This window comes from Myxococcus sp. AS-1-15, from assembly GCF_020037055.1.
GTDB classification, from domain to species: domain Bacteria; phylum Myxococcota; class Myxococcia; order Myxococcales; family Myxococcaceae; genus Myxococcus; species Myxococcus fulvus.
On the sequence record NZ_JAIQDF010000002.1, the window covers coordinates 377,425 to 402,039 of the forward strand.

At 70.1% G+C, this 24,615-nt stretch carries 22 protein-coding genes; 5 read left to right on the forward strand and 17 right to left on the reverse strand.

What is annotated here, in order from left to right; translation table 11 throughout:
* Positions 1-16: 16 nt before the first annotated feature.
* The 4 genes from K8625_RS07280 to K8625_RS07295 all read right to left on the reverse strand — a co-directional run bounded on the left by K8625_RS07280 (position 17) and on the right by K8625_RS07295 (position 5,077).
* Entirely contained in the window at positions 17-670 is a 654-nt protein-coding gene (locus K8625_RS07280) for a class I SAM-dependent methyltransferase (RefSeq protein ID WP_223749761.1), read from the reverse strand.
* Positions 671-874: 204 nt separating this feature from the next.
* Positions 875-3,004: a glycogen debranching protein GlgX gene (gene glgX / locus K8625_RS07285; protein ID WP_223782264.1), complete on the reverse strand. Its 2,130-nt coding sequence runs from the start codon at positions 3,002-3,004 to the stop codon at positions 875-877.
* Between the two features lie 69 nt (positions 3,005-3,073).
* Positions 3,074-4,348: a hypothetical protein gene (locus tag K8625_RS07290; protein WP_223749763.1), complete on the reverse strand. Its 1,275-nt coding sequence runs from the start codon at positions 4,346-4,348 to the stop codon at positions 3,074-3,076.
* A 276-nt stretch (positions 4,349-4,624) separates the two neighbouring features.
* Positions 4,625-5,077 carry a hypothetical protein gene (locus K8625_RS07295; protein ID WP_223749764.1) on the reverse strand — a complete coding sequence of 151 codons (453 nt, stop codon included), beginning with the start codon at positions 5,075-5,077 and terminating at the stop codon, positions 4,625-4,627.
* A 125-nt stretch (positions 5,078-5,202) separates the two neighbouring features.
* Between K8625_RS07295 and K8625_RS07300 the strand changes: the two genes are divergently transcribed.
* Complete coding sequence (locus tag K8625_RS07300; protein ID WP_141324659.1) at positions 5,203-5,415, forward strand: hypothetical protein; 213 nt, start codon at positions 5,203-5,205, stop codon at positions 5,413-5,415.
* Positions 5,416-5,612: 197 nt separating this feature from the next.
* Here K8625_RS07300 and K8625_RS07305 read toward each other — a convergent pair whose 3' ends face one another.
* The 4 genes from K8625_RS07305 to K8625_RS07320 all read right to left on the reverse strand — a co-directional run bounded on the left by K8625_RS07305 (position 5,613) and on the right by K8625_RS07320 (position 10,296).
* Complete coding sequence (locus K8625_RS07305; protein ID WP_223749765.1) at positions 5,613-6,137, reverse strand: hypothetical protein; 525 nt, start codon at positions 6,135-6,137, stop codon at positions 5,613-5,615.
* Positions 6,138-6,469: 332 nt separating this feature from the next.
* A complete protein-coding gene (locus tag K8625_RS07310) occupies positions 6,470-7,183 on the reverse strand; it encodes an MOSC domain-containing protein (protein WP_223749766.1) in 714 nt (237 codons plus the stop codon).
* A 135-nt stretch (positions 7,184-7,318) separates the two neighbouring features.
* Positions 7,319-7,738, reverse strand: a complete 420-nt coding sequence (locus K8625_RS07315; RefSeq protein ID WP_223749767.1) for an Erp protein — start codon at positions 7,736-7,738, stop codon at positions 7,319-7,321.
* Between the two features lie 74 nt (positions 7,739-7,812).
* On the reverse strand, positions 7,813-10,296 hold the full coding sequence (locus tag K8625_RS07320) for an RND family transporter (RefSeq protein WP_223782265.1): 2,484 nt from the start codon (positions 10,294-10,296) through the stop codon (positions 7,813-7,815).
* A 449-nt stretch (positions 10,297-10,745) separates the two neighbouring features.
* On the opposite strand from K8625_RS07320, the gene K8625_RS07325 reads away from it, so the two are divergent.
* Both K8625_RS07325 and K8625_RS07330 read left to right on the forward strand, forming a co-directional pair.
* A complete protein-coding gene (locus K8625_RS07325; protein ID WP_223749769.1) occupies positions 10,746-13,214 on the forward strand; it encodes an RND family transporter in 2,469 nt (822 codons plus the stop codon).
* Between the two features lie 17 nt (positions 13,215-13,231).
* Positions 13,232-13,495: a hypothetical protein gene (locus K8625_RS07330; RefSeq protein ID WP_223749770.1), complete on the forward strand. Its 264-nt coding sequence runs from the start codon at positions 13,232-13,234 to the stop codon at positions 13,493-13,495.
* Here K8625_RS07330 and K8625_RS07335 read toward each other — a convergent pair whose 3' ends face one another.
* From K8625_RS07335 to K8625_RS07370, 8 genes are all read right to left on the reverse strand, one after another.
* Complete coding sequence (locus K8625_RS07335; RefSeq protein ID WP_223782266.1) at positions 13,496-13,933, reverse strand: hypothetical protein; 438 nt, start codon at positions 13,931-13,933, stop codon at positions 13,496-13,498.
* 19 nt (positions 13,934-13,952) lie between these two features.
* Positions 13,953-15,137 carry a cytochrome P450 gene (locus K8625_RS07340; RefSeq protein WP_223782267.1) on the reverse strand — a complete coding sequence of 395 codons (1,185 nt, stop codon included), beginning with the start codon at positions 15,135-15,137 and terminating at the stop codon, positions 13,953-13,955.
* A 211-nt stretch (positions 15,138-15,348) separates the two neighbouring features.
* Positions 15,349-15,930, reverse strand: coding sequence for a phosphatase (locus K8625_RS07345; protein WP_370640399.1), 582 nt, complete (start codon positions 15,928-15,930; stop codon positions 15,349-15,351).
* Entirely contained in the window at positions 15,927-16,919 is a 993-nt protein-coding gene (locus K8625_RS07350) for a hypothetical protein (RefSeq protein ID WP_223782268.1), read from the reverse strand. Before K8625_RS07350 ends, K8625_RS07345 begins: the two co-directional genes overlap by 4 nt.
* Positions 16,909-18,153: a GtrA family protein gene (locus K8625_RS07355; RefSeq protein ID WP_223749776.1), complete on the reverse strand. Its 1,245-nt coding sequence runs from the start codon at positions 18,151-18,153 to the stop codon at positions 16,909-16,911. The genes K8625_RS07350 and K8625_RS07355 overlap by 11 nt, the downstream gene beginning before the upstream one ends.
* Positions 18,146-19,072: a phosphatase PAP2 family protein gene (locus K8625_RS07360; protein ID WP_223749777.1), complete on the reverse strand. Its 927-nt coding sequence runs from the start codon at positions 19,070-19,072 to the stop codon at positions 18,146-18,148. The genes K8625_RS07355 and K8625_RS07360 overlap by 8 nt, the downstream gene beginning before the upstream one ends.
* Positions 19,050-20,384 (reverse strand): inositol-3-phosphate synthase, encoded by a 1,335-nt coding sequence (locus K8625_RS07365; protein ID WP_141333149.1) that lies wholly within the window; start codon positions 20,382-20,384, stop codon positions 19,050-19,052. Before K8625_RS07365 ends, K8625_RS07360 begins: the two co-directional genes overlap by 23 nt.
* 443 nt (positions 20,385-20,827) lie before the next feature.
* Positions 20,828-21,352, reverse strand: a complete 525-nt coding sequence (locus K8625_RS07370; RefSeq protein WP_223749778.1) for a pyridoxamine 5'-phosphate oxidase family protein — start codon at positions 21,350-21,352, stop codon at positions 20,828-20,830.
* A 161-nt stretch (positions 21,353-21,513) separates the two neighbouring features.
* Between K8625_RS07370 and K8625_RS07375 the strand changes: the two genes are divergently transcribed.
* On the forward strand, positions 21,514-22,008 hold the full coding sequence (locus K8625_RS07375) for a hypothetical protein (RefSeq protein WP_223749779.1): 495 nt from the start codon (positions 21,514-21,516) through the stop codon (positions 22,006-22,008).
* A gap of 1 nt (position 22,009) precedes the next feature.
* Here K8625_RS07375 and K8625_RS07380 read toward each other — a convergent pair whose 3' ends face one another.
* Positions 22,010-22,942, reverse strand: coding sequence for an aldo/keto reductase (locus K8625_RS07380; protein ID WP_255665506.1), 933 nt, complete (start codon positions 22,940-22,942; stop codon positions 22,010-22,012).
* 151 nt (positions 22,943-23,093) lie between these two features.
* Between K8625_RS07380 and K8625_RS07385 the strand changes: the two genes are divergently transcribed.
* A complete protein-coding gene (locus tag K8625_RS07385; RefSeq protein WP_223782269.1) occupies positions 23,094-24,581 on the forward strand; it encodes an LA_2272 family surface repeat-containing protein in 1,488 nt (495 codons plus the stop codon).
* Positions 24,582-24,615: the final 34 nt, after the last annotated feature.

Below are 24,615 nucleotides of genomic sequence, written 5' to 3' on the forward strand. Positions count from 1 at the left end.
CCGACACGTCGCGGGACTACCGACGCTCGACCTCCCACCAACCGAACCACAAAGTCCGCTCCTCGGCGAGCTGAACCCACCCGGGGGCATGCACGTAGGCACGCGGCTCCAGCCCCGCGTCCGTGACGGCGCGCGAGGCCTCCTCGAAGGAATACAAATGCAGCGTCACGGCGGGCCCCGCGGTCCGCACCTCGCGCGTGGGGGCCTCGTGTCCCTCGTGGCCGGGCCTGCGCTCCAGCGCGGTGAACAACAACCGCCCGCCCGGCGCCAGCATGTCCGCGATGTGCCGCAGCACGCGCCGCAGGTCGTCGCAGAAGTCCAGACAGCCCAACGCCAGCGCCACCTGGAAGCGCCCCCACTCCGCGGGGAACGGCTGGTAGTAATCATGCGCGTACCACTCGCCGGAGGGACGGGCCTGTCGCGCCAGCTCCAGCATCTGCGGCGACAGGTCCGTGCCCACCACGTGCACGGAGGGCTCCAGGCCCTTGGTGTGCAGCCCCGGCCCACAGCCCACGTCGAGCACCCTGCAGCCCGGGGACACCGCGTCCGTGAGGAACCGCTCGACGCGGTCCTCGTACCGGCCCAGCACGGGGAAGAGGGCCTCGTAGGCGGACGCAATCTCCCCGTAGATGGCCCGGACGGCCTCTTCCTGGGGACTACCGCGGGACATGGCGCTTCGCTCGCATGGGGACGGCCGTTCTACCGTGCCCCGAGTCCCAGGGCGCGCTGAACCTTCACGTGTGTCCACTGTCGAAGGACCACTCGGACGCAAAGTGTCTTCACCCGCGCACGCATCGCGCTCCAGGCGTGCGCGCACGCGTCCGCCGACAAGCGAGCACCCCGAGCCACGCATCGCCCGGGGTGCCGCGCTCCTTCAGCGCTCCACCTGCCGGAACACCGCCATCGAGCGCCCCTCCAGCTGGAACCTGCCTTGGGAGGGCACCTTCTCCGCGCCCCGCGCATCGTCCGCCGTGTACAGCTCCAGCTCCCACTTCTGTCCGTCCGTGAGGGCGGGCAGCGTGTAGGCCACCGGCTCGTGGTGGGCGTTGAGCAGCACCAGCAGCGCGTCGCCGATGATGCGCTGGCCGCGCTCGTCGGGCGTGGGGATGGCGTCGCCGCCGAGCAGGAACGCCAGCGAGCGCACGAAGGGCTTCTGCCAGTCCTCCTCGCTCATCTCCGAGCCGTCCGGACGGAACCACGCCAGGTCCTTGTGCTCGGAGTCCCACAGGTGCGCGCCCTTGAAGTAGCGGCGGCGCTGCAACACCGGCTGCCGGTGACGGAAGTGGATGAGCTTCTGCGTGAAGGCGAGCAGCTTCTTGCGCCGCTCGTCCAGCGACCAGTCCACCCACGACAGCTCGTTGTCCTGGCAGTAGGCGTTGTTGTTGCCCTGCTGCGTGCGCCCCATCTCGTCGCCCGCGACAATCATCGGCACGCCGGTGGACATGAACAGCGAGGCCAGGAGGTTTCGCTTCTGGCGCTCGCGCAGCGAGACGACGCCCGGGTCGTCCGTCTCACCCTCCACGCCGCAGTTCCAGGACTGGTTGTCGTCCGCGCCGTCGCGGTTGTGCTCGCCGTTGGCCTCGTTGTGCTTGTGGCTGTACGTCACCAGGTCGTGCAGCGTGAAGCCGTCGTGCGCGGTGACGAAGTTGATGCTCGCCTGCGGCTTGCGCCGCGCCTCCGCGTACAGGTCCGAGTTGCCCGTGAGCCGGTAGCCCACCTCGCCGGCGAGGTTCTCGTCGCCCTTCCAGTAGCGCCTCAGCGCGTCGCGGTACTTGCCGTTCCACTCGCGCCACGGCGCGGGGAAGCCGCCCACCTGGTAGCCGCCGAGCCCCACGTCCCACGGCTCCGCGATGAGCTTCACCCGGCTGAGCACCGGGTCCTGGTGCAGGATCTGGAACAGCGCCGCCCTCGGGTCGAAGCCGCCCTCGCCCGTGCGTCCCAGCACCGTGGCCAGGTCGAAGCGGAAGCCGTCCACGTGCATCTCGTCCACCCAGTAGCGCAGGCTGTCGACGATGAGCCGGGCGCCGTTCGGGTTGGACGCGTTGATGCTGTTGCCGCACCCGGTGAAGTCCAGGTAGTAGCGCGCGTCCGGCATCAGCCAGTAGTAGCTGGCGTTGTCGATGCCCTTGAGCGACAGCGTGGGCCCCAGGTGGTTGCCCTCGCACGTGTGGTTGTAGACCACGTCGAGGATGACCTCGAGCCCCGCGGCGTGCAGCGCGCGCACCATGGCCTTGAACTCGGCCACCGCGCTGCCCGGCGTCTTGCGGCTCGCGTAGTACTGCTCCGGCGCGAAGAAGCCGAGCGTGTTGTAGCCCCAGAAGTTGGACAGCTTCTTGTCGTCCAGGAACGAGTCGTCCGCGAAGGCGTGGATGGGGAGCAGCTCCACCGACGTGACGCCCAGCTTCTTCAAATGCTCGATGATGGGCGGTGAGGCCAGGCCCGCGTACGTGCCGCGCAGGTGCTCGGGCACCTCCGGGTGGCGCATGGTGAGGCCGCGCACGTGGGCCTCGTAGATGACCGTCTTGCGCCAGGGAATCTCCGGCCGGCGGTCATCGCCCCAGTCGAAGGAGTCGCTCACCACCACGCTCTTGGGCACGCCCGCCGCGCTGTCGCGCTCGTCGCGCGCCAGGTCCTGCTGCGCGTGGCCCAGCGGATAGCCGAAGACCGGCTGCTTCCAGTCCACCTCGCCGTACAGGGCCTTGGCGTACGGGTCCACCAGCAGCTTGTGCGGATTGCAGCGGTGGCCCTTGGTGGGCTCGTAGGGGCCGTGCACCCGCAGGCCGTAGAGCGTCCCGGGCTCCAGGCCGGGGACGTAGCCGTGGTGGACGAAGTCCGTCGCCTCCGGCAGCGTGAAACGTTCGATTTCGCGCGTCGGGTTCGCCGAATCGTAGAGGCAGACCTCGATGCGGGTCGCCGCCTGGGAGAAGACGGCGAAGTTGACTCCGGTGCCATCGAACGTGGCGCCGCGCGGCCAGGGCTTGCCCGGCCAGACCTCCCTGCTCATACAGGCTCTCGATTCCTCTCAAGGAAAATGCCCGCTGAATGTGGGATGGCCCTGGCGGACCGGCAAGCGTCAGGCCGCGGCGGCGTGGTCCAGCGAGCGCCATGTCCCCAGGGCCCAGTCCTCCTCCTCCGGGTCCGCGAAGCTCACCACGCACAGCGCCCGGTGGCGCCCGGAGCTGCACAGGGCCGTCAGCCGGCACTCGCCCGGCTCCATGTGCAGCGACGCGCGGCCGCTCACCCGCTCGCCCTGGTACTCCAGCTCCAGCGCGCGGCGCTCGGCCGTGGTGGTGGCGAAGTGCTCCTCCGCGTCGTCCTCGAGTGGCACGAATCGGACACTTCGCCGATGGTCCCGGGCCACCCACGTCCCGTCCTCCAGGTGCGCCTCCGCGAGCGAGCCGGGGATGCGGATCTCCCAGCCCGCCGGCAGCGCCACCTGCACCGCCCCGCGCCGGTAGCCGATGGACGGGCCGCGCGCCCCGTGGTGGTCCGCGTGGTGATGGACCGTCTCCGCCAGCGTGCCGCCCACGCCCAGGTAGCCGAGCACCTCGCGCCACTCGCGCCAGGGGTAGGCCAGCTCCGGGTCCTCGCGCCACGCCAGCTCCAGCGAGCGGGCCACGTCGCGCAACAGCCGCCGCTCCTCCTCGAGCAGCGGCGGGCGCCACACCACCTCCGTCCACAGCCGACACAAGGCGCGCCCCAGCCGCGCGTGCGCGCCGACGCCCTGTCGCCACCAGGGGAACACGTCCATGCCCACGCGCGGGTCCTCGTACACACGCCGCATCCAGCGCTCGTCGCGAGGCCCCAGCGGCGTGAGCAGCGCGCCGGGGTGCTCGAACATGTGGCCGAAGCGCAGGGACATGGAGAAGCCGGACTCACCCAGGCTGCGCATGCGCAGCACCTGGGCCACCGTCTCCTGCAGCCACGCCAGCATGTAGACCTCCACCGGCCCCGCGTCGCCCGTGTGGAAGTAGCCCGTGGGGTCTCCGACGTCCAACGTGTCGTCGGCCTGCACCCACTGGATGTCGAGCGCCTGGCCCAGGGCCTTGAGCGTGTCGCACAGGAACACGTGGTAGCCGGGGCCCACCGCGGAGGTCTCCGCGGAGATGACCACGCGCGAGCCGCTGGCCGCGAGGAACGAGACCTCGCCCGCGGCCGGATGCAGCCGCAGCCGCAGCTGCGGCGCGCCTCGGGGACCGGTGCCGAAGCGACTGCTCTCCAGCCACTCCGACACATTCATCTGGAACCAACGCTCGACCTGACCCAGCCACGTGCGCGCGTTCTCGGATGTCGGCGAGTGCGGTGCGTCCCCCCCACGCCAGCCGGCCAGCAGCAACTTCAAACTCATCACGCCTCTCTTGGGTTCGGGGCCCCCCGCGCATCGGGGACCGGGCATGTCTCCGCGCCTTGTCAGGAAAGCGCGTTTCACGCTGAAGGTGCCACCGACCCGGTGTGCCGGCCGGCCCGTGCTCCACGTCGCGCGAAGGCCCGAGTGCGCGACGGAGCGCTGGCTCGCTCGGCTGCCGTGTGGACGGGCCAAGGCGAGGTGCCGGGTCTTCCGCGCCCCGGTGAGTGCGGGCGCGGAAGGTGAATGGTGATTCAGTTTTTCAAGAAGGGTGAAGCGTCAGTTCTGGGTGGTGGCGGCCGGGGCGTCCTTGCGGGCGTTGGCGGCGACCTTCTCGGCGATGCGGCTCCAGGCGGCGTGGGTGCGCACGGCCTCGAGCGAGGGCTCGGTGGTGAGGGACTGGGTGGCGGAGAAGCCCTCGTCGGCGGCGCGCTCCAGCCAGACGATGCACTCGTCGAGGCTGCCGGCGCGCGCGGCGATGACGCCCGCGTAATAGAGCCCGTCGGGGTGGCGGAAGCCGTCGTTCCACGCGCGGCGGTAGAGGAAGAGCGCGTCCTCGTAGCGGCCGTCCTCGAGCAGCTTGTCGGCCTCGGTGCCCAGGCGGCGCGCCTCGCTGGCGTCGGGCGGGACGGGACGCGGCACCGGCGGTGTCGGGTTCTGCGGGTCGTTGGTGTGCGTGGTGGCGCAGGCGGTGAGCTGGAGGAGGGCGAGGACCGCGAGGAGACGGCGCATGGCGTGAATACTCCGGGTTGCGAGGTTATCCGGAGAGGACGCTGCCAAGGCCGGGGCCACCATTCAAGCAGGCGCACGCTGCCCGCAGGCACTGGGGACATCACCTTGCGGGAAAGGAGGCCGTCATGAGCAAGAAGGACGTGTTGAAGATTCCGACCGAGAACCTCCCCACCATCCCCAAGCATGACGCTGGCGCCGAGGACGAGCCCAGGCGTCGTGCCCCCAAGACGCTGGACCCGAACACGGGGCCGGGTGGGACGCCGGGCGTGGATGACACCCCGCGCATCATCGAGCCGCAGACGACGCCCGGGCGCTATCCCGGCGTCAGCGTGAGCTGAGCGTCGACAGCGTGACGCGCGGCGAGCAGGCCCATGCCCGAGGCGGGGCGTGGGCCTGCTGTCGTTGCGCGGTCGTGACGGGGTGGGCGCGTCCCCGGGTCGGCCGGAAACACAGAGGCCCGCGCCGGTCGGGGCGCGGGCCTCCGGAGCTCCACTCGCCTTGGCGCCACGGTCAGCGCCTGGGCAGGGGGCTTTGCCTAGCGGCCGGACTCGGGCTCACGGGGCAGGGCGTCCGGAGCGTACGGGTCCTCGCGGTTGCTGGAGTCGGGCGCCGTCAGGTCGCCGTCGCCCGTGGTGCCGGGGTCCACGGCGGTGTCATCGGCGGGGTCCAGCGTGCCGGAGCCGCCGGTGCCCGGGTCCGTCGACGGGTCCATGCCCGTGGGCGGGCTCACCGGCGTGTCACCGGTGGAGGGCGGCGGGCTCATGGACGGGTCGTCCACGCCGGTGCCACCGGTGCCCGGGTCCAACGTGGGGTCCGTGGCGGGCGGCGGGCTCATCGTCGGGTCATCCATGCCCGTGCCGCCCGTGCCCGGGTCCTGGGTGGTGCCGGTCGGAGGCGTCGTCGTCGTGTCCGTGCCCGTCGTGGTGCCCGTGTCCGTCGTCGTGGGCGCCGTGGTGTCGTCGCGCTTGGCGCTCGAGTCGGACTTGCACGCGGTGCTGAACATGAGCGCGCCGGCGGCGAGCGAACCCAACACGACCTTCGTCTTCATGAACTTCTTCATGGTGGTTCCCCTCATTGGAAAGTTCTGGAGTGCTGCGGTGGTTGTGGCTGGCTGCTGCTGGCCGGGAACGTGAGCAGCCGGAACGCGGTGTGCAGGGAACGCTCCTCCGGCTGCCTGCTCTCCTGACGACGGCGGGGGCCCGACGTGGGGGCGACTTGTCGGGGCGGGACTGTCATTTGTCACCCGCACGGGGAGGCGGCCGCCGTTTCGATACCGTCCCGAGGTGCGGGGTGGAGTGTTTGTGATTGACGCCTGTCCCAGGCGTCGCGCGTCTCGTGGTGGTGTCGAGACAGGGCGTTTCCGGAGGTCCTTCGAGCGCCGCTTCGCGCGGCTCAGCCGTCGCTGTTGGGGCCGGTGAGCCGGGGGGCGTCGTCTCCCCGATTCCCCTGGGCGCGGCGGTGCAGGGACTCGCGCCACCTGGGGGTGAGCAGGAGACAGTCGGCCAGGGCCGCGGCGTCCTCGGGCCGCTGCTCGTGCATGGCCTGGTTGGCGAAGGTGACGGTGAAGCGGGGGTGGGGACGCTCCACGAGCTCCAACACGTCTCCCGCGCGGACCTCGCCCTCCTGGAGGACGCGGAAGTACCAGCCGGTGCGGCCGGTGCGTTGGATCAGCAGCGCCAGCTCCTTGTGGCGCCAGCGCCGCGCGGGCTTCCAGCAGGGCTGTCTTGGCTGGGACACCTGCACCACGGCGGTGCCGACCTTCAGCACGTCGCCGATGCAGACGCTCTCCTCCGCGCCGCCGGAGACGACCCAGTTCTCGCCGAAGGCGCCCGGGCCCAGGTCCTCGCGGCCGAGCTGCTCGCGCCAGAAGGCATGGTGTGACGCGGCGTAGGCGAGCACGGCCTTCTCGGGGCCTCCGTGCACGCGCAGGTCCGCCTGGCCGTCACCGGTGAGCCCCGTGCGGGTGAGCCACACGGGCCCCGTCACGGGCTGCTTGTGGATGCCGCTGGTCCACGGCCGCTCCATCGGGTCGGCGGCGCCGGGCGTGCCGAGCTCGCGGGGCATGCCGATGTGGAGCGAGAGGATGCGGGGCGTCTGGGTCTGCATCGGCTTCGCGACAAAGCAGGCGCGAGGGGGGCTGTCCAGCGTCGAGCCTGTGCCTGGGCCACGCGACGGGAGCGGAAGACGTCTCCAGCGAGTCGCCCTCCGCTCCCTCAGGTCGCGCTCAGGCGCGAGCGGACGTCAGTACGTGCCGCCGTCCAGCACCGAGCCACCCGCGGGCGGCGTGAAGGTGCCGGAGGCGTTGTCGTCCGCGGGGCCCGGCACGGTGGTGGGGCCCGAGCCGCCCATGCCCGCGTCGCCGTCGAATGTGGGCAGGCTGCCGGGCGCCGTGGTCGTGCTGCCCGGAGCCGTCGTGGTGTCACCCGGCATCGTCGTGGTGCTGCCCGGGTTCGTGTCCGGCGTGCTCGGCACCGTGCCCGGCGTCGACTGCGTCGGGTCCTGCGTCATCGGGTCCGTCGTGGTGGGGCTGGGCGTCGTCGTCGTCGTGCCCGAGCCGCCCGTCGCGGGCTCACTCGTCGTGGTGCTGGGGTCCGCCTGGGCCACCATCACCGGCGCTTCCGTCGCGCTGCAAGCCGTGCCCAGCGCCAGGGTCCCCGCCATGGCACCCGCCCACATCCACCGCCTCATGTGCTTCACCATTGCCGCCTCCGTTCGTGGGTATGTGTTGCTTCAGCTCAAGGCGTCGCGTGCTCGGGCCCCGTGCCCCCCGCCGCCGCCCTCTCCTTCACCTCCGAGTCCAACCGCGCTCGCCGCTTGCGGTGCCCCCGCGCCGTCAGGACCAACAGCAGCGCGGGGAACGCCACCAGCATGACCAGTAGATTGGTGGCGAATCCCAGACTGGCCAGTGCCCCCACCGAGTTCAGGCCTGGATGCCTGGCCAGGAAGAGCGCGCCGAACCCCATGGCGCTCGTCAGCAGGCCGCCCGCAATCGCACGCCCCGTCTCCGAGTACACCGCCACGAAGTCGCTGCCCGGCGACGCCAGCCGTGTCAGCAGATGCACGCCCGCGTCCACCGTGGTCCCGATGAGCACGGGGATGATGAGGATGTTCAGATAGTTGAACTCCAACCCCACCACCGGCATCAGGCCAATCAAGGCCAGCAAGGACACCACCGTGGGCAGCAGGCACAGCACCGCCATGCGCAGCCCTCCCAGGGTCATCCACATGGCGAGCAGCACCGCCAGCGTCGCGCCTCCGAGGATGAGCGGCGCCTCGTGCGTCACCATGTCCAGGATGTCCGCCATCACCATGGACTCGCCCGCCGCGGACACGCGTCCGCCTCCCGGGGGCGTGACGCCGCGAATCTCGCGCGCCAGCGCTCGCACGGCCTGGCCGTCCGACTGGTTCACCGCCGGGTACACCAGCACGAAGCCACCCGTCGTCCCCTCGCGTCCGGTGAACTGCTGCCGCACGCTCGCCGGCAGGTCCGCGAGCGTGAAGGGCGGCGCCTGGGTCTGCCGACGCAGCTGCGCCACCTGCGCGCGCTGCTCCGCGGACAGCCGCTCCTCCGGGACGTTCTCGAGCAGCGCGTGGATGTCGCGCAGCACCACCTGTTTGCTCGGCTGGTCCCGGGGCACCAGCGAGGACAGCGAGGCCACGAAGTCGATGGTGGAGTCCTTGCCCCGCTCCCGCTGACGCCGGGCGAGCGCGGACGCCATCGCGTGCTCCTCCTGCTCGTCCCGCGTGAGCACCACCACGGGCGTCTGTGAGTAGCCGATGATGTCGTTGACCTGTCGGTCCAGGACGAACGACGGCAGGTCCTGGTCCTCGAGCGTCCCGAAGTCGTAGTCGAAGCGCACCCGAGGCACCTGGGAGAAGAGCCCCACCAGCACCACCGCGGAGATGGCGGTGATGGCCACGCGGTGGCGCACCAGCACCCGGCCCATCGAGGACTCGCGCGGCGCGACGCGCGCGTGTCGCGGCCGCCAGCCGAGGCGCGCCGTCAGCCCCAGCAGCGCCGGCAGCACCAGCACGTACGCCGCCACGAGCACCAGCATGCCGATGCCGGCGATGACGCCGAACTCGCGGAACGCTCGGAAGCGGGACGTGCCCAGCACGAAGAAGGTGAGCGCCGCCACCAGCGCGGACACCAGCGCCGCGCCGCCCGTGTGCGTGAAGGACTCGCGCGTGGCCCGCTCGGAGTCCTCTCCCTGCGTGCGCAGCTGGAGATAGCGGCCCAGCAGGTGGATGCCGTGCTCGACGCCCAGGCCCCCCAGGATGGCGCCGAGGAAGCCCGTCAGCAGATTCACCTGTCCATACAGGAGCGCGACCAGCCCGTACGTCCACGCGAGCCCCGCGCCCACCGGCGTCAGCACCAGCCCCACCGCCACGGGGCTCCGGAAGTGGAAGAGCAGGTAGAGCAGCATCAGCGCCGTGGCCACGGCGGACGACACGGCGATGTCGCGGACAATCTGCTGCTGCTGGTCCAGCTTCTTCTGGAAGGTGCCGGTGATGTCCACCCGGAAGCCGGGGCCGTACTTCGACAGGTCCTGCGCGTCGATGAGCCCGCGCACCTCGTCCACGATTCGCCGCGAGTAGGCCAGGTCCGCGGACGTGGTCTCCGGCTTGGCCAGCACGACGACGCGCCCGGCCTTGGCGTCCAGGTAGTAGTCGTCCTGGGCGCCCGACAGCTTCTGTCCGGCCGCGCCGCCGTACTTCGCCTCCAGGTCGGAGAAGTCGAGCGACGGCTCCGGCTCGTCCACCAGCGGCACGTAGAGCGGATTGGCCCGCTGCCGCTCCCACGCCAGCCGCGCCTCGAGCCGACGGTGGACCTCCTTCAGGTCCTCTTCCGACAGGAAGTAGAGCGCCCTGTCGCGGAAGAACGCGCCCGTGCGCTCCTTCTCCACGAAGCGGATGCCCGGCAGCTTCTCCAACTGGGGCGCCAGGTCATCGGCGAAGCGGCGCAGCGACGCGGTGTCGCCTCCCTCGCCCACCACCGCCACCCAGCCGAGCGCGCCGAAGCGCGACTCCAGCTCCCCCAAATCTTGGACGCTCTCGAAGGAGCGGGGAAGCAGGTCCACCAGGTTGGCGTTGAGGCGGAGCTTGAGCGACAGCACTCCTCCCACCGCCGCGAGCAGCACCGCCAGGCCCAGCGCGAGCACCGGCCGCCGGTGGCTGCGCGCGGCCAGGGCGCCGAGCCCCCGCTCCACGCGCTGCATCCAACGGCGCTCTCCCTGCGTCGATGTGGTCGGCTCCGAGTCCATCCGTCGCGCGGGCGTCCCAGCCTCCCACCCCCGGAGAAGTCCGACGGCGTGGAAGGTGGCACGGCTTCCCCTCCCTCGGGTGTCCGCGAGAGCGGCCCCATGTGGGCGGGAACCTGGGGACGCGGCGCGGGGTGTGCAGTCCGCGCCGCTCGGCCGTCTGCCCTCCAGGAGGCCTTCGGGCCCGGTGCGCGCGGTCCAGATGCGCGACGCAGGGCCGTGGGCGTCACGAGCCCGCAGGCGGCCGTGCGGACAGTCGAGCGGGGGACGTGGGGGCCTGTTACAGAGGGAAAGTCATTCGGGGCCTTACATTCCGGCTTACGGCATAAACGCGTTGACTCCCCGGTTGGCGCATGCCCAAGGTGGGCCGCGGGTCGGCCCGAAAACAACACAGCAGGTGTCGCAACATGGGTGAGAAGCGTTGGTCGGAGCGGTTCGAGGGGGCGATGGGCCAACTCGCCGCGCGAAGCCATCGGCGTCCGATGCATGCGGTGGTGGTGGCGGTGGTGCTGACGCTCCTGGGTGCGTACTTCGCCAGGAACCTGACCCTCAGCGCGGACTTCGTGGGCCTGCTGCCCAAGTCGTTCCCGAGCGTCCAGGACATCGAGAAGATGCGCAAGCGCTTCGGTGGCCAGGGCAACGTGGTGGTGGTGGGGATGGGGGCGGAGCCCGAGGCGCTCAAGCGCTTCGTGGATGACCTGTCGCCGAAGCTCGCGCAGCTGTCGGAGATCCGCTACGTCAACTCGCAGCGGCCCAGCGAGTTCTTCAACGAGCACGCGCTGTATTACGTCGACCTGGAGGACCTGAAGACGATTCAGGGCCGCATCGACGCGCGCATCGCGTGGGAGAAGGAGCAGGCCAACCCGCTCTTCGTCCGGCTGGACGAGGAGCCCGCGCCGTCGGTGGACTTCTCCGACATCGAGCAGAAGTACACGGGCCGCGCCAACCAGCGCCTGTCGGGCCAGGGGGACCTGTACTACCTGGACACGACGGAGCGGATGGTGGTGCTGATGGCGAAGCCCAAGGGCAGCGCCGCGGACCTGAACTACTCGAAGAAGGTCGTCACGCAGGTGGAGGAGTTCCTGGCGACGCAGGACCTGTCGAAGTACGGGCCGGGCTTCAAGACGGCGGTGACGGGGACCTTCAAGAAGAAGATCGACCAGCAGCGCGTCATCGTGAGTGATCTGGCGCGGGCGTCCACGCTGGCCATGGTGTTGCTGGTGGTCTACCTGGTGTTCCACTTCCGCAGCGCGCTGTCGGTGGTGCTCACCATGGTGCCGGTGATGGCGGGCCTGGGGTGGACGTACGGCTTCGTGGGCCTGGCGTACGGGCAGGTGAATCTGCTGACGGGCTTTCTGGCGGCGGTGCTCGGCGGCCTGGGCGTGGAGCACGGCATCCATCTGCTGGGGAGATACGGGACGTTGCGCTCGGAGGGGATGACCTCCGAGGCGGCGGTGCAGGAGTCCTTCCGGCACACGGGCTTCTCCGCGCTCATCGCGGCGCTGGTGGCGGCGCTGACGTTCCTGAGCCTGGCGATGTCGGAGTTCAGGGCGTTTCGCGAGTTCGGCATCATCGCGGCGGTGGGCATGCTGGTGAGCATCTTCGCGTACGTGCTCATCCTGCCGGCGCTGTTGGGGATGGCGTCGCGCTTCGGGTGGGCGCCGCGCACGCAGGAGGAGGGGGCGGGGCCCATGGCGCTCCTGGGGCGCTGGCTGCCGCGCTCCTACCGTGGGGTGGCGGTGGTGATTGGGGTGGGCGTGGTGGTGCTCATCTCGCAGGCGTACCGCATCTCGTTCAACTACGACTCGCGCACGTTGGAGGACTACAAGCAGGCGTCGGCGGTGCTGGACCAGAAGGTGAACAACATCCTGGGCTACTCGCAGACGCCGGTGGTGGTGCTGACGGACTCGCAGGACATGGAGCGCGAGGTGGTGCGGCAGCTCGAGGCGCGCAAGGCGGCCCGGGGCAAGGAGTCCACCATCGACTTCGTGGGGGCGCTGGAGGACCTGGTGCCCCGGCAGCAGCCGGAGAAGCAGGCGGTGCTGGAGGCCATCCGGGCGCGGCTGGAGAAGCTGGACCCGGAGCGGCTGCCGGAGGACACGCGGGTGGCGCTGGCGCGGGCGTTGAACATGTCGAAGGCGAAGCCCTTCACGCAGGCGGAGCTGCCGGCGAGCGTGCGTCACCAGTTCGAGAGCCTGGATGGGAGCACGGGCGGCGTGGTGCTGGTGTACGCGGGCGGCGGGGTGAGCCTGTCGGACGGTGAGGGGACGCGGCGCTTCTCCAAGGAGGTGCGCGGGCTGCAGATGCCGGACGGCAGTCAGGTGTCGGCGGCGGGTGAGGCGCTCATCCTGGCGGACATCCTGGACATGGTGTCGCGCGAGGGTCCGCGCATCCTGGCGGCGGCGGTGTTGAGCGTGCTGGCGGCGATGTGGCTGACGTTGGGGAAGCTGCGCACGGCGCTCATCTGCATGGTGCCCACGCTCTTGTCGGTGGCGGGGCTGGTGGGGCTGATGGCGCTCTTGGATTTGCAGTTCAACTACCTGAACATCATGGTGCTGCCGGTGCTGGTGGGGACCACGGTGGACGCGGGTGTGCACCTGGTGCAGCGGTTGGGTGAGCCGGGGGCGGACTTCATCTCCGTGTACGCGGAGACGGGGCGGGCGATTACCGGCGGCCTGCTGACGAGCGCGATTGGCTTCGTGGCGCTGGTGTTGGCGAAGCACCCGGGGTTGAACTCGATTGGCGACCTGGCGAATCTGGGGTTCGGGTTGAACCTGGTGATTGTGCTGTTGGGGTTCCCGTCGCTGTTGCTGCTGGTGGAGCGCTGGCGGCGCAAGCACGGCGCGACGGCGGAGGAGCCGGCGCCGGGGGCGTAGCTCAGGAGGGCAGCGTGATGATGCGAGGCGAGGCGCTCGGGTGGTTCGCGGCGGTGTCGATGGCGGTGGCCCTGGTGGGGTGTTCCCACGGGGGCCAGCGTGAGGAGAAGAAGGGCGACACGCGCTGTGAGGAGTCGCGGAATCTCTCGTGCATCACGGGCACGGAGTGTTCCATGGACCGCGACCGGGGCTGTGAGGTGTGCCGCTGCTCGCCCGCGGATGCGCTGACGCCCACGGACAAGCGCCGGCCCACGGCGATGGAGCCGGAGCGGCGCTGGTAGTCAGAGCTCCGCGAGGATGCGTCCCCTCGCGTCGATGGCGTAGACCGCCCCCGCATCCATGATGGGGGTTTCGAGCTCGATGCCGCAGCGAGAGAGCTTCGGGAGGAAGCTGACGAAGTAGAGGTCGTCATTCTCCTTCAGCACGGTGGTGTCATAGGTGTCACGACGCGCCAGACAGCGCGCGAGCGCTTCATCACGTGCCTCCGGGCGGCGGTTGGGCGGTAGGAACGCGTTCATGGCGACCTCGAGTGCCGCCATGGCGGGTCCATCGAGATGCGTTCCTTGCTCGAACGAGTCGGGGAACGTCACCTTGGTCGACTCGGCGGCTGGTGCTCGCTCGGCCTGCTTCGGTTTGTAGTGGCCCGGCAGGGAGCACCCACTCAGGAACACCGGGCCACCGATGATGGTGGCCATCACGAACCACGACGTGGTGCTCATCGCTTCCCTCCCTCCGGGCTTACGAGCGTAGCACCTTGGGTTCGAAGCGCAGTGGCAGGCGCTTGGGGCCGTGGATGTGCAGCGCCTGTCTCGGCTCCCACGGCGCGTCGCTCGCGAGCCTGAAGTCGCCCAGCATCTCGAGCAGGTCCGTGAGCGCCACCCTCGCCTCCATCCGCGAGAGCGCCGCGCCCAGGCAGAAGTGGATGCCGTGTCCGAAGGCGAGGTGCGGATTCGGCTCCCTGCCGATGTCGAACCGCTCCGGCTCCTCGAAGTGCCGCGGGTCCCGGTTCGCCGAGCCAATCATCGGCAACACGAACTTCCCCGCCGGAATCACCCGACCGTTCAACTCCACCGCCCGCTTCGTCGACCGATACATCGACTGCGCCGGCGACCGGAAGCGCAGCACCTCCTCGATGGCCGAGCCCAACAGCTCCGGCTGTCTCCTCAGCCGCGCCAACTGGTCCGGGTACTCGAGGAAACACAAGAGCGCGTTGTCGATGAGGTCCGTCGTCGTCTCCGTCCCCGCCGCCAGCAGCAACTGGAAGAAGCCCAGTATCTCCTTCTCGTCCAACCGTTCCCCATCCACCTCCGCCTCCACCAGTCGCGTCAGCAGGTCATCCCTCGGCTCCCTCCGACGCTCCTCCAGGATGGTCGAGAGATACCCCCGCATCTCGTCGCGCATCGCCGCGTTCTCCGCCCGCGCCCGCTCCGCCTCCTCGCCCTCGGAGATGGTGTGGCTGAGCTTCTGGATGATGTCCCCCCACCCGAGGAGCCGCGCCCGGTCCTCCACCGGAATCCCAATCATCTCCGCGATGACCATCGTCGGAAGTTGACTCGAATACTCCGCCACCACGTCCATCTCCCCACGCCCCACCAGCGGCCCGAGCAACCCACGCGACAGCTCCCGCACATGCGGCTCCAGGTTCGCGATGGAGCGCGGCGTGAACGCACGCATGATGATTCCGCGCAGCTTCGTGTGCCGGGGCGGGTCCGAGAACAACAGCCAGTCCGGTGTCCGCCCCGTCACCGTCGTCACGACGGAGCTGAACACCTCATGGTCCTGCAGCGCCCGCTTCACGCTGTCGTAGTCGAACAGAATCCACAGGTCCGCTCGCGGCTCGTGCAACAGCGGCGAGCGCTCACGCAGCTCGGCGTACAGCGCGAAGGGATTCCGACGCACGTCATCGGTGAACAGTCCCAACATGACGAGAGGTCTCCAGTGGACGGAGCACGCGCCCGGAGCACAGGGGCCGCGCCACCCGCCGCGCACATCTCCAACGTAGGAGCCCGCAACCGCGGAACGCAGTCCCCGCCACCACGAGTGTCCGTTCGTGGAAGGCCCTACCGTTGCCAGGAGTCGAGGTCTCGAAACCACGCCGCGCCCACCGTCGAACGGCGAGCACCACGAGCCGCCGCTACGCCGCGCGCCCGGACCGACGGGCCACCCACGCGGTGACGAAGTCCGCGAGGCCGCCGAGCTGCCGGTCATTCAACGTGCACTGCCACCGGGCCTTCCTCAGCGCGCGGTACGCATCCGGCGCCTCCCAGCCCTTCGCCACCATCACCGCCAATCCCATCAGCGGCCCACGCCCGACACCGTGCTCGCAGTGCGCATACAGGTGCCCGCCCCTCTCCAGCCGGGGCAGCGCCCACTCCACGCCCTGCACCAGCTGCTCCACCGTCGGCGGATACCGGTCCGTCACCGGCAGGTTGAGCAGCTCGATGCCCAGCGCCGCCAGCGCCTTCGCGTCGTCCACCCGCTCCGCGCGCAAATCAATCACCGCCGTGATTCCGCGCGCCTTGAGCTCCGCGTACCGAGACGGCGACACCGAGCCGCCCACGTGCAGCCACTCGTTCACCTGCGACACGTTGAGGCCCTGGCCCGGCAGCTTCGTGGTCCACTCCACGCAGCGCGCCACCGAGCGCAGCACCTGCTTGCGCACCCAGCCTCGAACCCCCGGCACGTGGTGCACGTCCCGCAACAACGACACGCTCACAAATCACCCTCGAGCGTCACTTCCATCAGCCCCGCCACCGGCGTCTTCCCCGAGCGCTCCAGCACCGCCCGGTGCAGGTACGTCACCGGCGAGCCCACCACCGGCTTGATGAGCCCACCCAGCATGCCCAGCTCCTCCACGGGCGCGCTGCGCTGCAGGAGCGACGTGGACTTCAGCACCATGGCCTTCGCGCCATCGCCGCCGAACACGTCCACCGTCCACACGCTGCGCTCCTTCGCGCCCTCGCGGCTGAGCGTGAACGACTCCATCGCGTTCGGCGCGCCACCCTCCGTCCACGAGTACACCGGGCCGAACTCACCGTCCTGTCCCTCGCGCGCGAGCAACACCATCCGCTCGCCACCGTCGCGCAGCGCCCGGAAGCGCACCCACCGCCGCGCCAGCTTCCCCGGGGGAATGGTGGACCGCGTGTGGTCCGCGTACCCGCCGCCCGACAGCGTCACCGCCGCGCCCTTGGGCTGCTGCACCGTCGCCTTCAGCGGGCTGAACGCCAGCGTCACCTCGTGACGGTAGCGCGCGCTGCCCACCTCCACCTCGGAGCCCTCCGGCGAGCGCGGCTCCACCTGCGCCGCGTACTCCAGCACCACCCGCCCGCCCTCCAGTCCCGCCTCCACCTTCGTCACCCCGTCCGCGGAGCGCGCCGAGCACGCTCCCACCCGGAAGGTGCTGGTGGCCGCGTCATAGCTCCACTCCTTCGCGCCCACCTTCTTCTGCGGCGTCCACGCGCGCTGCCCCGGCTTGAGCACCGTCGCCCGGCAGATGCCCGTGCGCGAGCCCGGGCCGATGTTCGTCACCTGCAACTGCACCAGCACGAAGGTGCCGTCCTCCAGGTCCCCGATGAAGGTGAAGCTCTCCCCGTAGTTGTCGCTCGGGGAGAGCGTGGGCTCCAGCGCCGCGCCCGCCGCCGCCACGGTGGGCAGCAGCAGCGTCAGCAGGAGTCCCAGGACCTGGGACCGTCCCTCACGCCGCATGGGGGCGCTGCTCCATGAGCGCGTCCGACGAGTTCGTGTCGTTGAAGACGTAGTCGCGCTGCAGCGGCAGGTTCCACGCGAAGTACACCACGCCGCGCACCAGCCACCAGCCCAGCGTGTACGCCAGCTGCGGATGCAACGTGAGCAGCGCCACGCCGCCCGCGTTGAGCAGCGCGCTCGTCCCGCTCACCACCGCGTAGCGCATCATCTGCCGGCCCACCGCGGCCGTGCTGCGGAAGGTGAGCACCCGGTTGATGGAGTAGTTCACCACCGCGCCCAGCAGCGCGCCCAGCACCGTTGCCCACGCGGGCAGCAGGCCCATCCACTCCACCAGCGCCAGCACCACCGCGAAGTCCGCCACCGTCGCGATGGCGCCCGCCGCCGCGTTCAGGCTCACAATCGCCTTCTCCGAGCGCGCCTCCTGGCGCTTCGGCGCCAGCGCCTTCACGAGGTTCCTGAACCGGGAGATGGCCGTCAGGTTGCTCATGATGGCGACGAAGACCAGGCCCACCACCGCCATCCAGTGCATGGGGTGCTTCTCCTCGGGCCAGAACACCGCCTCGAGGATGGGCGACAGCGCCGTGCCCGCGCCCAGGAACAGCACGCGCTCCAGCCGCTGCATCGCGCCGTCGCGCACGTTGACGCCCAGGCCCTCGCCCTTGGCGCGCACGTACGGCACCAGCGACGAGCCGAGCAGCGCGCCCAGCGCGGGCAGCAGCACCCACGTGTCCCGGTAGTACCAGGCCAGGCCCATCAACATCGCCGAGTCCACGTACCGGTCCAGCACCGAGTCCAGCGCCGCGCCCGCGGGGTTGGCCTCCTTGCGCGTGCGGGCGATTCTCCCGTCCATCACGTCCAGGATGCCCGCCGCCAGGAACAGCCAGCCACCGAGCGCGAAGCGCCCCGCCGCCACCGCCACGCCCGAGGAGATGCCCAGCAGGCCCGACAGCATCGACAGCGCGTTGGCCGGCAGCCCCGAGCGCAGGATGACGGCCCACAGCGGCTGGATGACCCAGAAGAAGTAGTGGCGCAGGAAGTAGCCCACGAAGCCCGCATTGCCCCGCTTGAGCGTCTCCTCGTCGCGCGGCACGCCCTTGAAGGCGACGCGGATACAGAAGATGAGCAGGCCGCCCAGGAAGTACACACAGGCGAGGATGGCGGGGCCCAGCGCGGTCCAGATGCGGGCCGACGGAGACAGGTTTCCGGTCAACCAGGCAACCAGGTTCTCAAGCACGGGTGTCCCCTCCAGGTGTCAGCGGCATCGAAACAGTCATGGGCGCGCTCTTGCGAGAGAACGCGAGCTCCACCGCCAGGAAGGCCGCGAGCGCGAAGGCGAGGCCCGCGAGCACGTCCAGGACATAGTGGTGCGTCAGATAGATGGCGGAGAATGCGACGAGCAGGGCGAACGCCCCGGTGCCCACCCGCCACTTCCACCCATCCCTCCACACGAACAGCATCACCATGAAGGGGTAGGCTGCGTGCAGCGAGGGCATGGCTCCGAACACGTTGGGATTGCGCGCGTAGAAGCCGGCGAAGTAGTTGATGCCCAACAGGGCATCGAAGCGCGCCGTGCCCGCGGGGCTGGGCAGGGCGGCCAGGTTGGCGGGACCCGGGCCGTAATCCAGGATGTACCAGGGCGGCGCGGCCGGATAGAGCAGGTAGGTGACCACGCCCAGGGCGTTCACCACCAGGAAGGCCCAGCACAGCTTCTCGAAGCGCGCGTCCTTCTTCACGAAGAAGAAGATGGCCATCAGGAAGACTTCGTAAAGGTAGGCCGCGTAGGCGAAGCCGCACAGCAGGTCCAGCACGACGTTCGAGCGCGTGCTCCACCACTGGGGCCAGTTGACACCGCCGGGGGCGGGGAACCACTGCGTCTCCCACACCCACAAGTCACCTGTATGGATGGGGCCGCGCAGGAACAGCCAGAGCCCCTGGCTGTCCAGCAGCATGCCGGTCAGCCACAGCGGGAACCCACCGAAGAGGAAGCGGCGCGTGCGGGGGCCCGCCCAGGCCACCCCCAACAGCGCCGCGTCCGCCGCGACGTGGTCCCACCGGAGCCGACCGGTGGCCGTCACCAGCATCAAATGGCCCATCGCCAACAGGGTGACGAGCCAGATGAACGCCGGAGTCTTAGCGAGCGAGCGGGAGGTCATCCCCGTAGTAGTCGAGTCCGAGGTGGGTGATGGGCTCCTCACCGGCCACGACGCGCAGCGTGTTCTTCAGCTTGGTGAGCTGGATGAACAGGTCGTGCTCGACGGGCAGGCCCGGCTGCGCCATGGGGCTCTTGAAGTAGAAGGACATCCACTCCTGGATGCCCCGCCACTCCAGCCGCTTGGCCAGGTCCAGGAACAGCGCGATGTCCAGCACGAGCGGCGCCGCCAGGATGGAGTCGCGGCAGAGGAAGTTGACCTTGATCTGCATCGGATAGCCGAGCCACCCGATGATGTCGATGTTGTCCCAACCCTCCTTCGCGTCGCCGCGGGGCGGGTAGTAGTGGATGGACACCTTGTGCGAGTACTTGCTGTACAGCTCGGGGTAGAGCTCCGGCTGCAGGATGGTGTCCAGCACGCTCGACTTCGTCACTTCCTTGGCCTTGAAGGCCGCGGGGTCGTCGAGCACCTCGCCGTCGCGGTTGCCGAGGATGTTGGTGGAGAACCAGCCCTCGAGGCCGAGCATGCGGGCCTTGAGCGCGGGGGCGATGACCGTCTTCATCATCGTCTGGCCGCTCTTGAGGTCGCGGCCCGCGATGGGGACGCCCGCCTGCTTCGCCAGCTCCTGCAGCGCCGGCGTGTCCACGCTGGCGTTGGGCGTGGCGTTGGCGAAGGGCACGCCCTCCTTGATGGCCGCGTAGGTGTAGAGCGCGGTGGGGTTGATGTCCGGGCTGTTCTCGTCGAGCGCCTTCTCGAAGGCGGCCAGCGTCTTGAACGCCTCGGGCAGCGGACGGAAGGTCTCCACGCTGCTGCACACCACCATCACCGCGCGGGTGGCGCCGAGCTCCTTGATGAAGTCACGGATGTCCTGGCGCAGCGCCTCGACGCTCTCGCGATGCGTCTTGGTGGACTTGGTGTGGTTGGCCTCGATGCGGCGGACGAACTCGGGGTCGTGCACGCCCTTCTTCGGCTTGATGCCCTGCAGGAACGGCTTGACCTGCTCCAGGTGCTTGTCGTGCAGCACGCCGGAGCGCACCGCCACCTGGTACGCGTCCTCGCTGATGATGTCCCACGCGCCGAAGACCACGTCACCCAGGCCCGCCAGCGGCACCAGCTCGCCCAGCTTCACGGTCCGTCCGTCCGTGCGCTTGCCCAGTCGCGCCGTGCCCATCTGCGTCAACGAGCCGATGGGCGCGCCCTTGCCCTGCCGCGCCAGCTCCACGCCCGCCATCAGCGTCGTGGACACCGCGCCCAGCCCGGGCACCAGCACCGCCAGCCTGCCCTCGGGCTTCGTGACCGACTTCTTGTTCTCCATCGTGGGGTTCCTTAAGGGGGGCGGGGGGCCGCCCTGTGGTGAGTCTTCTCGGACTTGCCGCTGCGCACCGACTGGATGCCGTGGGGTTTGCGGAAAATCTCGGATGCGGATGGTTGATACGCTAAAGCGTTCGTGACTTCAACGTGATGTGGGGCAGGCTGGTTACCACGGTGTGGCGCGGACTGATGGATCAGCGCAGGCCCAGGTACAAGCCGCCGCGAACGCGCCTGTCAGAGAAACACCACGTCGTGAGAAAAATGACACCTACCTGACCTTCCATGGGCGTGGAGGGTAGGTCCGGGGTCGCTAGGACCCGGGGTGAACTGACAGGGTGAGTGTCGAGGGGTGGGGGAAGCCTTCGAGGGGTGTGGGACGGCCCGCGAGCCAACAGTCGGCTGCGGGCCTGTCATGGCGCCCATGTCGCCGTGGCGCAACCCCAAGTGTCAATGGGAGCGCGGGTCGCCCAGCACCAGGGACTGGTGGTCGCCCGGGGCGTAGCTCTTGCCCGTGAGCGCGGCCTTCACCATGCCGACCAGCTGCACCATGCGGCTGGAGGGGGTGTCCCAGTACTCGGCGCGCTCGACGCGCACGCACAGGAGCGCGAGCTCGGGATCATCCATGCCGTCGGGGAACCAGGCCTTGAGCGCGGGGCTCCACAGCTCGCGAACTTTGCGTGGGTCCTTCACCAGCCGGCAGCGGCCGCTGACGGAGACGTAGCGCTCGCGCGCGGGGTCGGAGAAGGAGACGTTGACGTGGTGGTCCTGCTCCACCTCGTCCACCTTGTGCGAGTGCTCGCGGGTGAAGAACCAGAGCTCTCCGTCGAAGTCATGGTCCTGGGTCCACATGGGACGGCTGTGCAGGCTCCCGTCGGCATCCACCGTGGTCATCATGGCGACCTTGATGCCGTGGATGAGCTGCCCCAGGTGTTCGACGGCGCCTCGCGTGCCCTGCTCCTGCTTCTTGCTCATGGCTGCCTCCTGACCTTGAAAACTAGGCAGTGTCCGGAGGCCGGGGCGGGTGGGGCCGGCTGGATGGCGCCAGGGCAGGCGGGCGGTGTGGTAGTGGGCGTGGAGAGCCCTCACGGTGGCGGGGTGGTTGCCGTGTCCGGGGATGGAAAGCGAGTGCGACGATGCTGAAGACCGCGTGGAACGAGTGGTGCCTCAAGGCGCTGCAGATTGAGACGGCGCTGCTGGCGCTGGAGGAGATCGAGCTGCCCGAGGAGATGCACGGGCTGCAGGACGCGGCGGAGGAGAAGCTGTTGGAGCTGGGGCGGGCGTGGAAGGAGCGGCAGCCGGCGAAGGACGGGCGTCGGTGGGAGAAGCAGACCCTGGACAAGGGCACGCCGAGCGACGCGGAGCTGGAGGAGATGGTCCGCGAGTTCCGCGAGGACGGCAAGCCGTGGACGCTCCTGCGCGCGACCAGCGACAAGCAGGAGGTGGTGGAGACGGTGGTGTCGGACGGCCGCGCGTGCATGGTGGCGGGCGGCTCGTACTACCTGGGCCAGTGGGACGCGAAGGACGAGGTGCTGGAGGTCGGCCGCGATGACGACGCGGGCGAGCCGGGCACCGGCGTGGTGCTCGCCGCCACCGGTGAGGTGCAGTACACGCCGGACCCGGAGCTGTAGCTCAAGTGTCCAGCACGCGGGCCATGCGCTCGCGTGTCTTCGCGTCGGGCATGCGTCCGAAGCCCGCGCGCACGTTGTCGGCCACGTGTCTGGGATTGCTCGTGGCGGGCAGCGGGCAGTTCACCGCGGGGTGGCCGAGGATGAACTTCAGGAAGAACTGCGCCCAGCTGTCGCAGTCGAACTCCTGGGCCCACTCCGGCAGCGCGCGGCCCTTTACGCGGCTGAACAGGTCGCCGGTGGCGAAGGGCTGCATGACGAGCACCGCCACGCCATTCGCGGCGGCGGCGGGCAAGAGCCGCTTCTCCGCCTCGCGGTCCGTGAGCGAGTAGGGCAGCTGGATGAAGTCCAGCGTCTCCTCCTTCAACAGGCGCTCCAGCTCCGGGAAGGCGCTCTTCTGGTAGTGGGTGATGCCCACGTAGCGCACGCGCTTCTGTGCCTTCCACTCGCGCAGCACGGGCAGGTGGGTGCGCCAGTCGACGAGGTTGTGGACCTGGAGCAGGTCCATGCGTCCGCGCCCCATGTCGCGCACGGACGTCTCCAGCTGCTCGAGCCCCGCCTCCTTGCCGGTGGTCCACACCTTGGTCGCGAGGAAGGGCCTGGGCGCGTCCGGCAGCTGGGCGAGCACGTCGCCCACCACGCGCTCGGCGCGGCCGTACATGGGGGACGAGTCGATGAGGCGCGCGCCCGAGTCGAGGAAGCGTTGCAGCACGTCCTTCAAGGGGGCGCGCTCGGCGGGGGAGGCGCCCACGTCGAAGGTCTGCCAGGTGCCGAGGCCGATGACGGGCAGCGCCTCGCCGGATTTGGGGATGGGGCGGGTGAGCATGGTGGGCTTGGGGACAGGCTGGGCGGCGTGGGTGAGCGGGGACAGCAGCGCGGCGCCGAGTCCCGCGACGAGCACGTCCCGACGCGAGGGTGGGGAGGGGGGCTGGGACATGGCGGGACTCTAACGGGTGACAGTATTTCGTGGGACCGGTGTTCCGTTGCGCGAGGGGGGCGTCACAGCCTCCCGCGAAGCAACCGTGGCTCGTGTGCCCGCGTGAAGGTGGGCCGAGCCCCTCTGGGAAACAACTCAGGAAGGTCCAGCGATGAAGCGCAAGGTCTCGGTGTGTGCGGGCGTCATGGCGGCAATGGTGGCGATGGCCGCGGGGGCCGAAGAGGCGAAGGCGGGCGACCAGGCGCCCGTGGCCTCGGCGGGAGGGGAGGGGTTGGTGGAGGGGCCTGGCGCGGAGCGGGTGATGGCCCCGCCTCCGCTGGTGGAGGCGACGACGGTGGCGGGGAGCTCGGCGCCGGTTGCTGACGCGCCCACGGAGGTGGAGGCCAAGGCCACCTCGGAGGCTTCGCAAGAGGCGGAGGTCCACGTGCCCTTCAGCTTCACCGTCGTCCCGGGGCTGAGCACGTCGGGCTTCAGCCAGAAGAACCAGGTGCATGACGTATCCATCGGCCTGCTCGCCACGCACGCCAAGCGGGTGCGGGTGATGGGGCTGGCCTTGGGCGGCAACTGGGTGACGCATGGCGCGAGCGGCGTGCTCGCCTCGGTGGGCGTCAACGTGTCGGGCGGACCGGTCAGCGGCACGCTGCTGACGGTGGGGGGCAACGTGGTGGGGGCGGACACGGAGGGGCTGCTCGCCGGCGTGGGCGCGAACATCGTGCGCGGCACGATGAAGGGCACGCAGCTCACGGTGGGCGCCAACGTGGCGACGCAGGCGCTGGACGGCGCGCAGCTGGGCGTGGGCGCCAACGTGGCGGGCGCCAACGTGGTGGGCGCGCAGCTCTCGGTGGGCGGCAACCTGGCGGGGGGCACGCTCAATGGCTTGCAGATGGCGGTGGGCGCGAACGTGGCGCGCGGCGTGTCTCGCGGCGTGCAGATGGCGGCGGGCGTCAACGTGGCCTCGGAGCTGACGGGCCTGCAGATGTCGTCGGGCGTCAGCTACGCGAGCAGGTTGGCCGGCGCGCAGGTGTCCATCATCAACGTGGGCGGCGACGTGGACGGCGCGCAGGTGGGCCTGGTGAACGTGGCGCGCCACATGGACGGCGCGCAGGTGGGGCTGCTCAACTTCGCGGGTGAGACGGAGGGCGAGTCGGTGGGCCTGTTGAGCTTCGTCGGCAACGGCCAGGCGCACGTGCAGGTGTGGGCCAGCGACGTGGCGCTGACCAACGTGGGCGTGAAGCTGGGCGGACGTCACCTGTACACGCTGTTCACCGTGGGCCTGAACCCGCCGATGGGCGGAGAGCGGCGGCGCTACACGCTGGGCGCGGGCGTGGGCGGGCACATCCCCGCGGGGCGGTTCTTCTTCGACGTGGACCTGCTCGGCTCCAGCGTGCACGCGAACCGGCTGTTCGACTTCGACGACGACACGAACCACGTGCTCGGGCAGCTGCGGGTGATGGCGGGCTGGCAGCTGTCCAAGCGCTTCGCGGTGTTCGGCGGCGTCAGCGCCAACACGCTCGTCACCTGGAACGGGAGCGACCCGTGGAAGGACCTGGGCATCGGTCCGGAGTGGCGGGAGGTCTCCGACAGCGGGCGCACCATCGTGCGCACCTGGCCGGGCATCCTCGCGGGCGTGCAGATTTGAGCGGGAGGAGCGGGCGCTTCCCGACGTGGAGGGC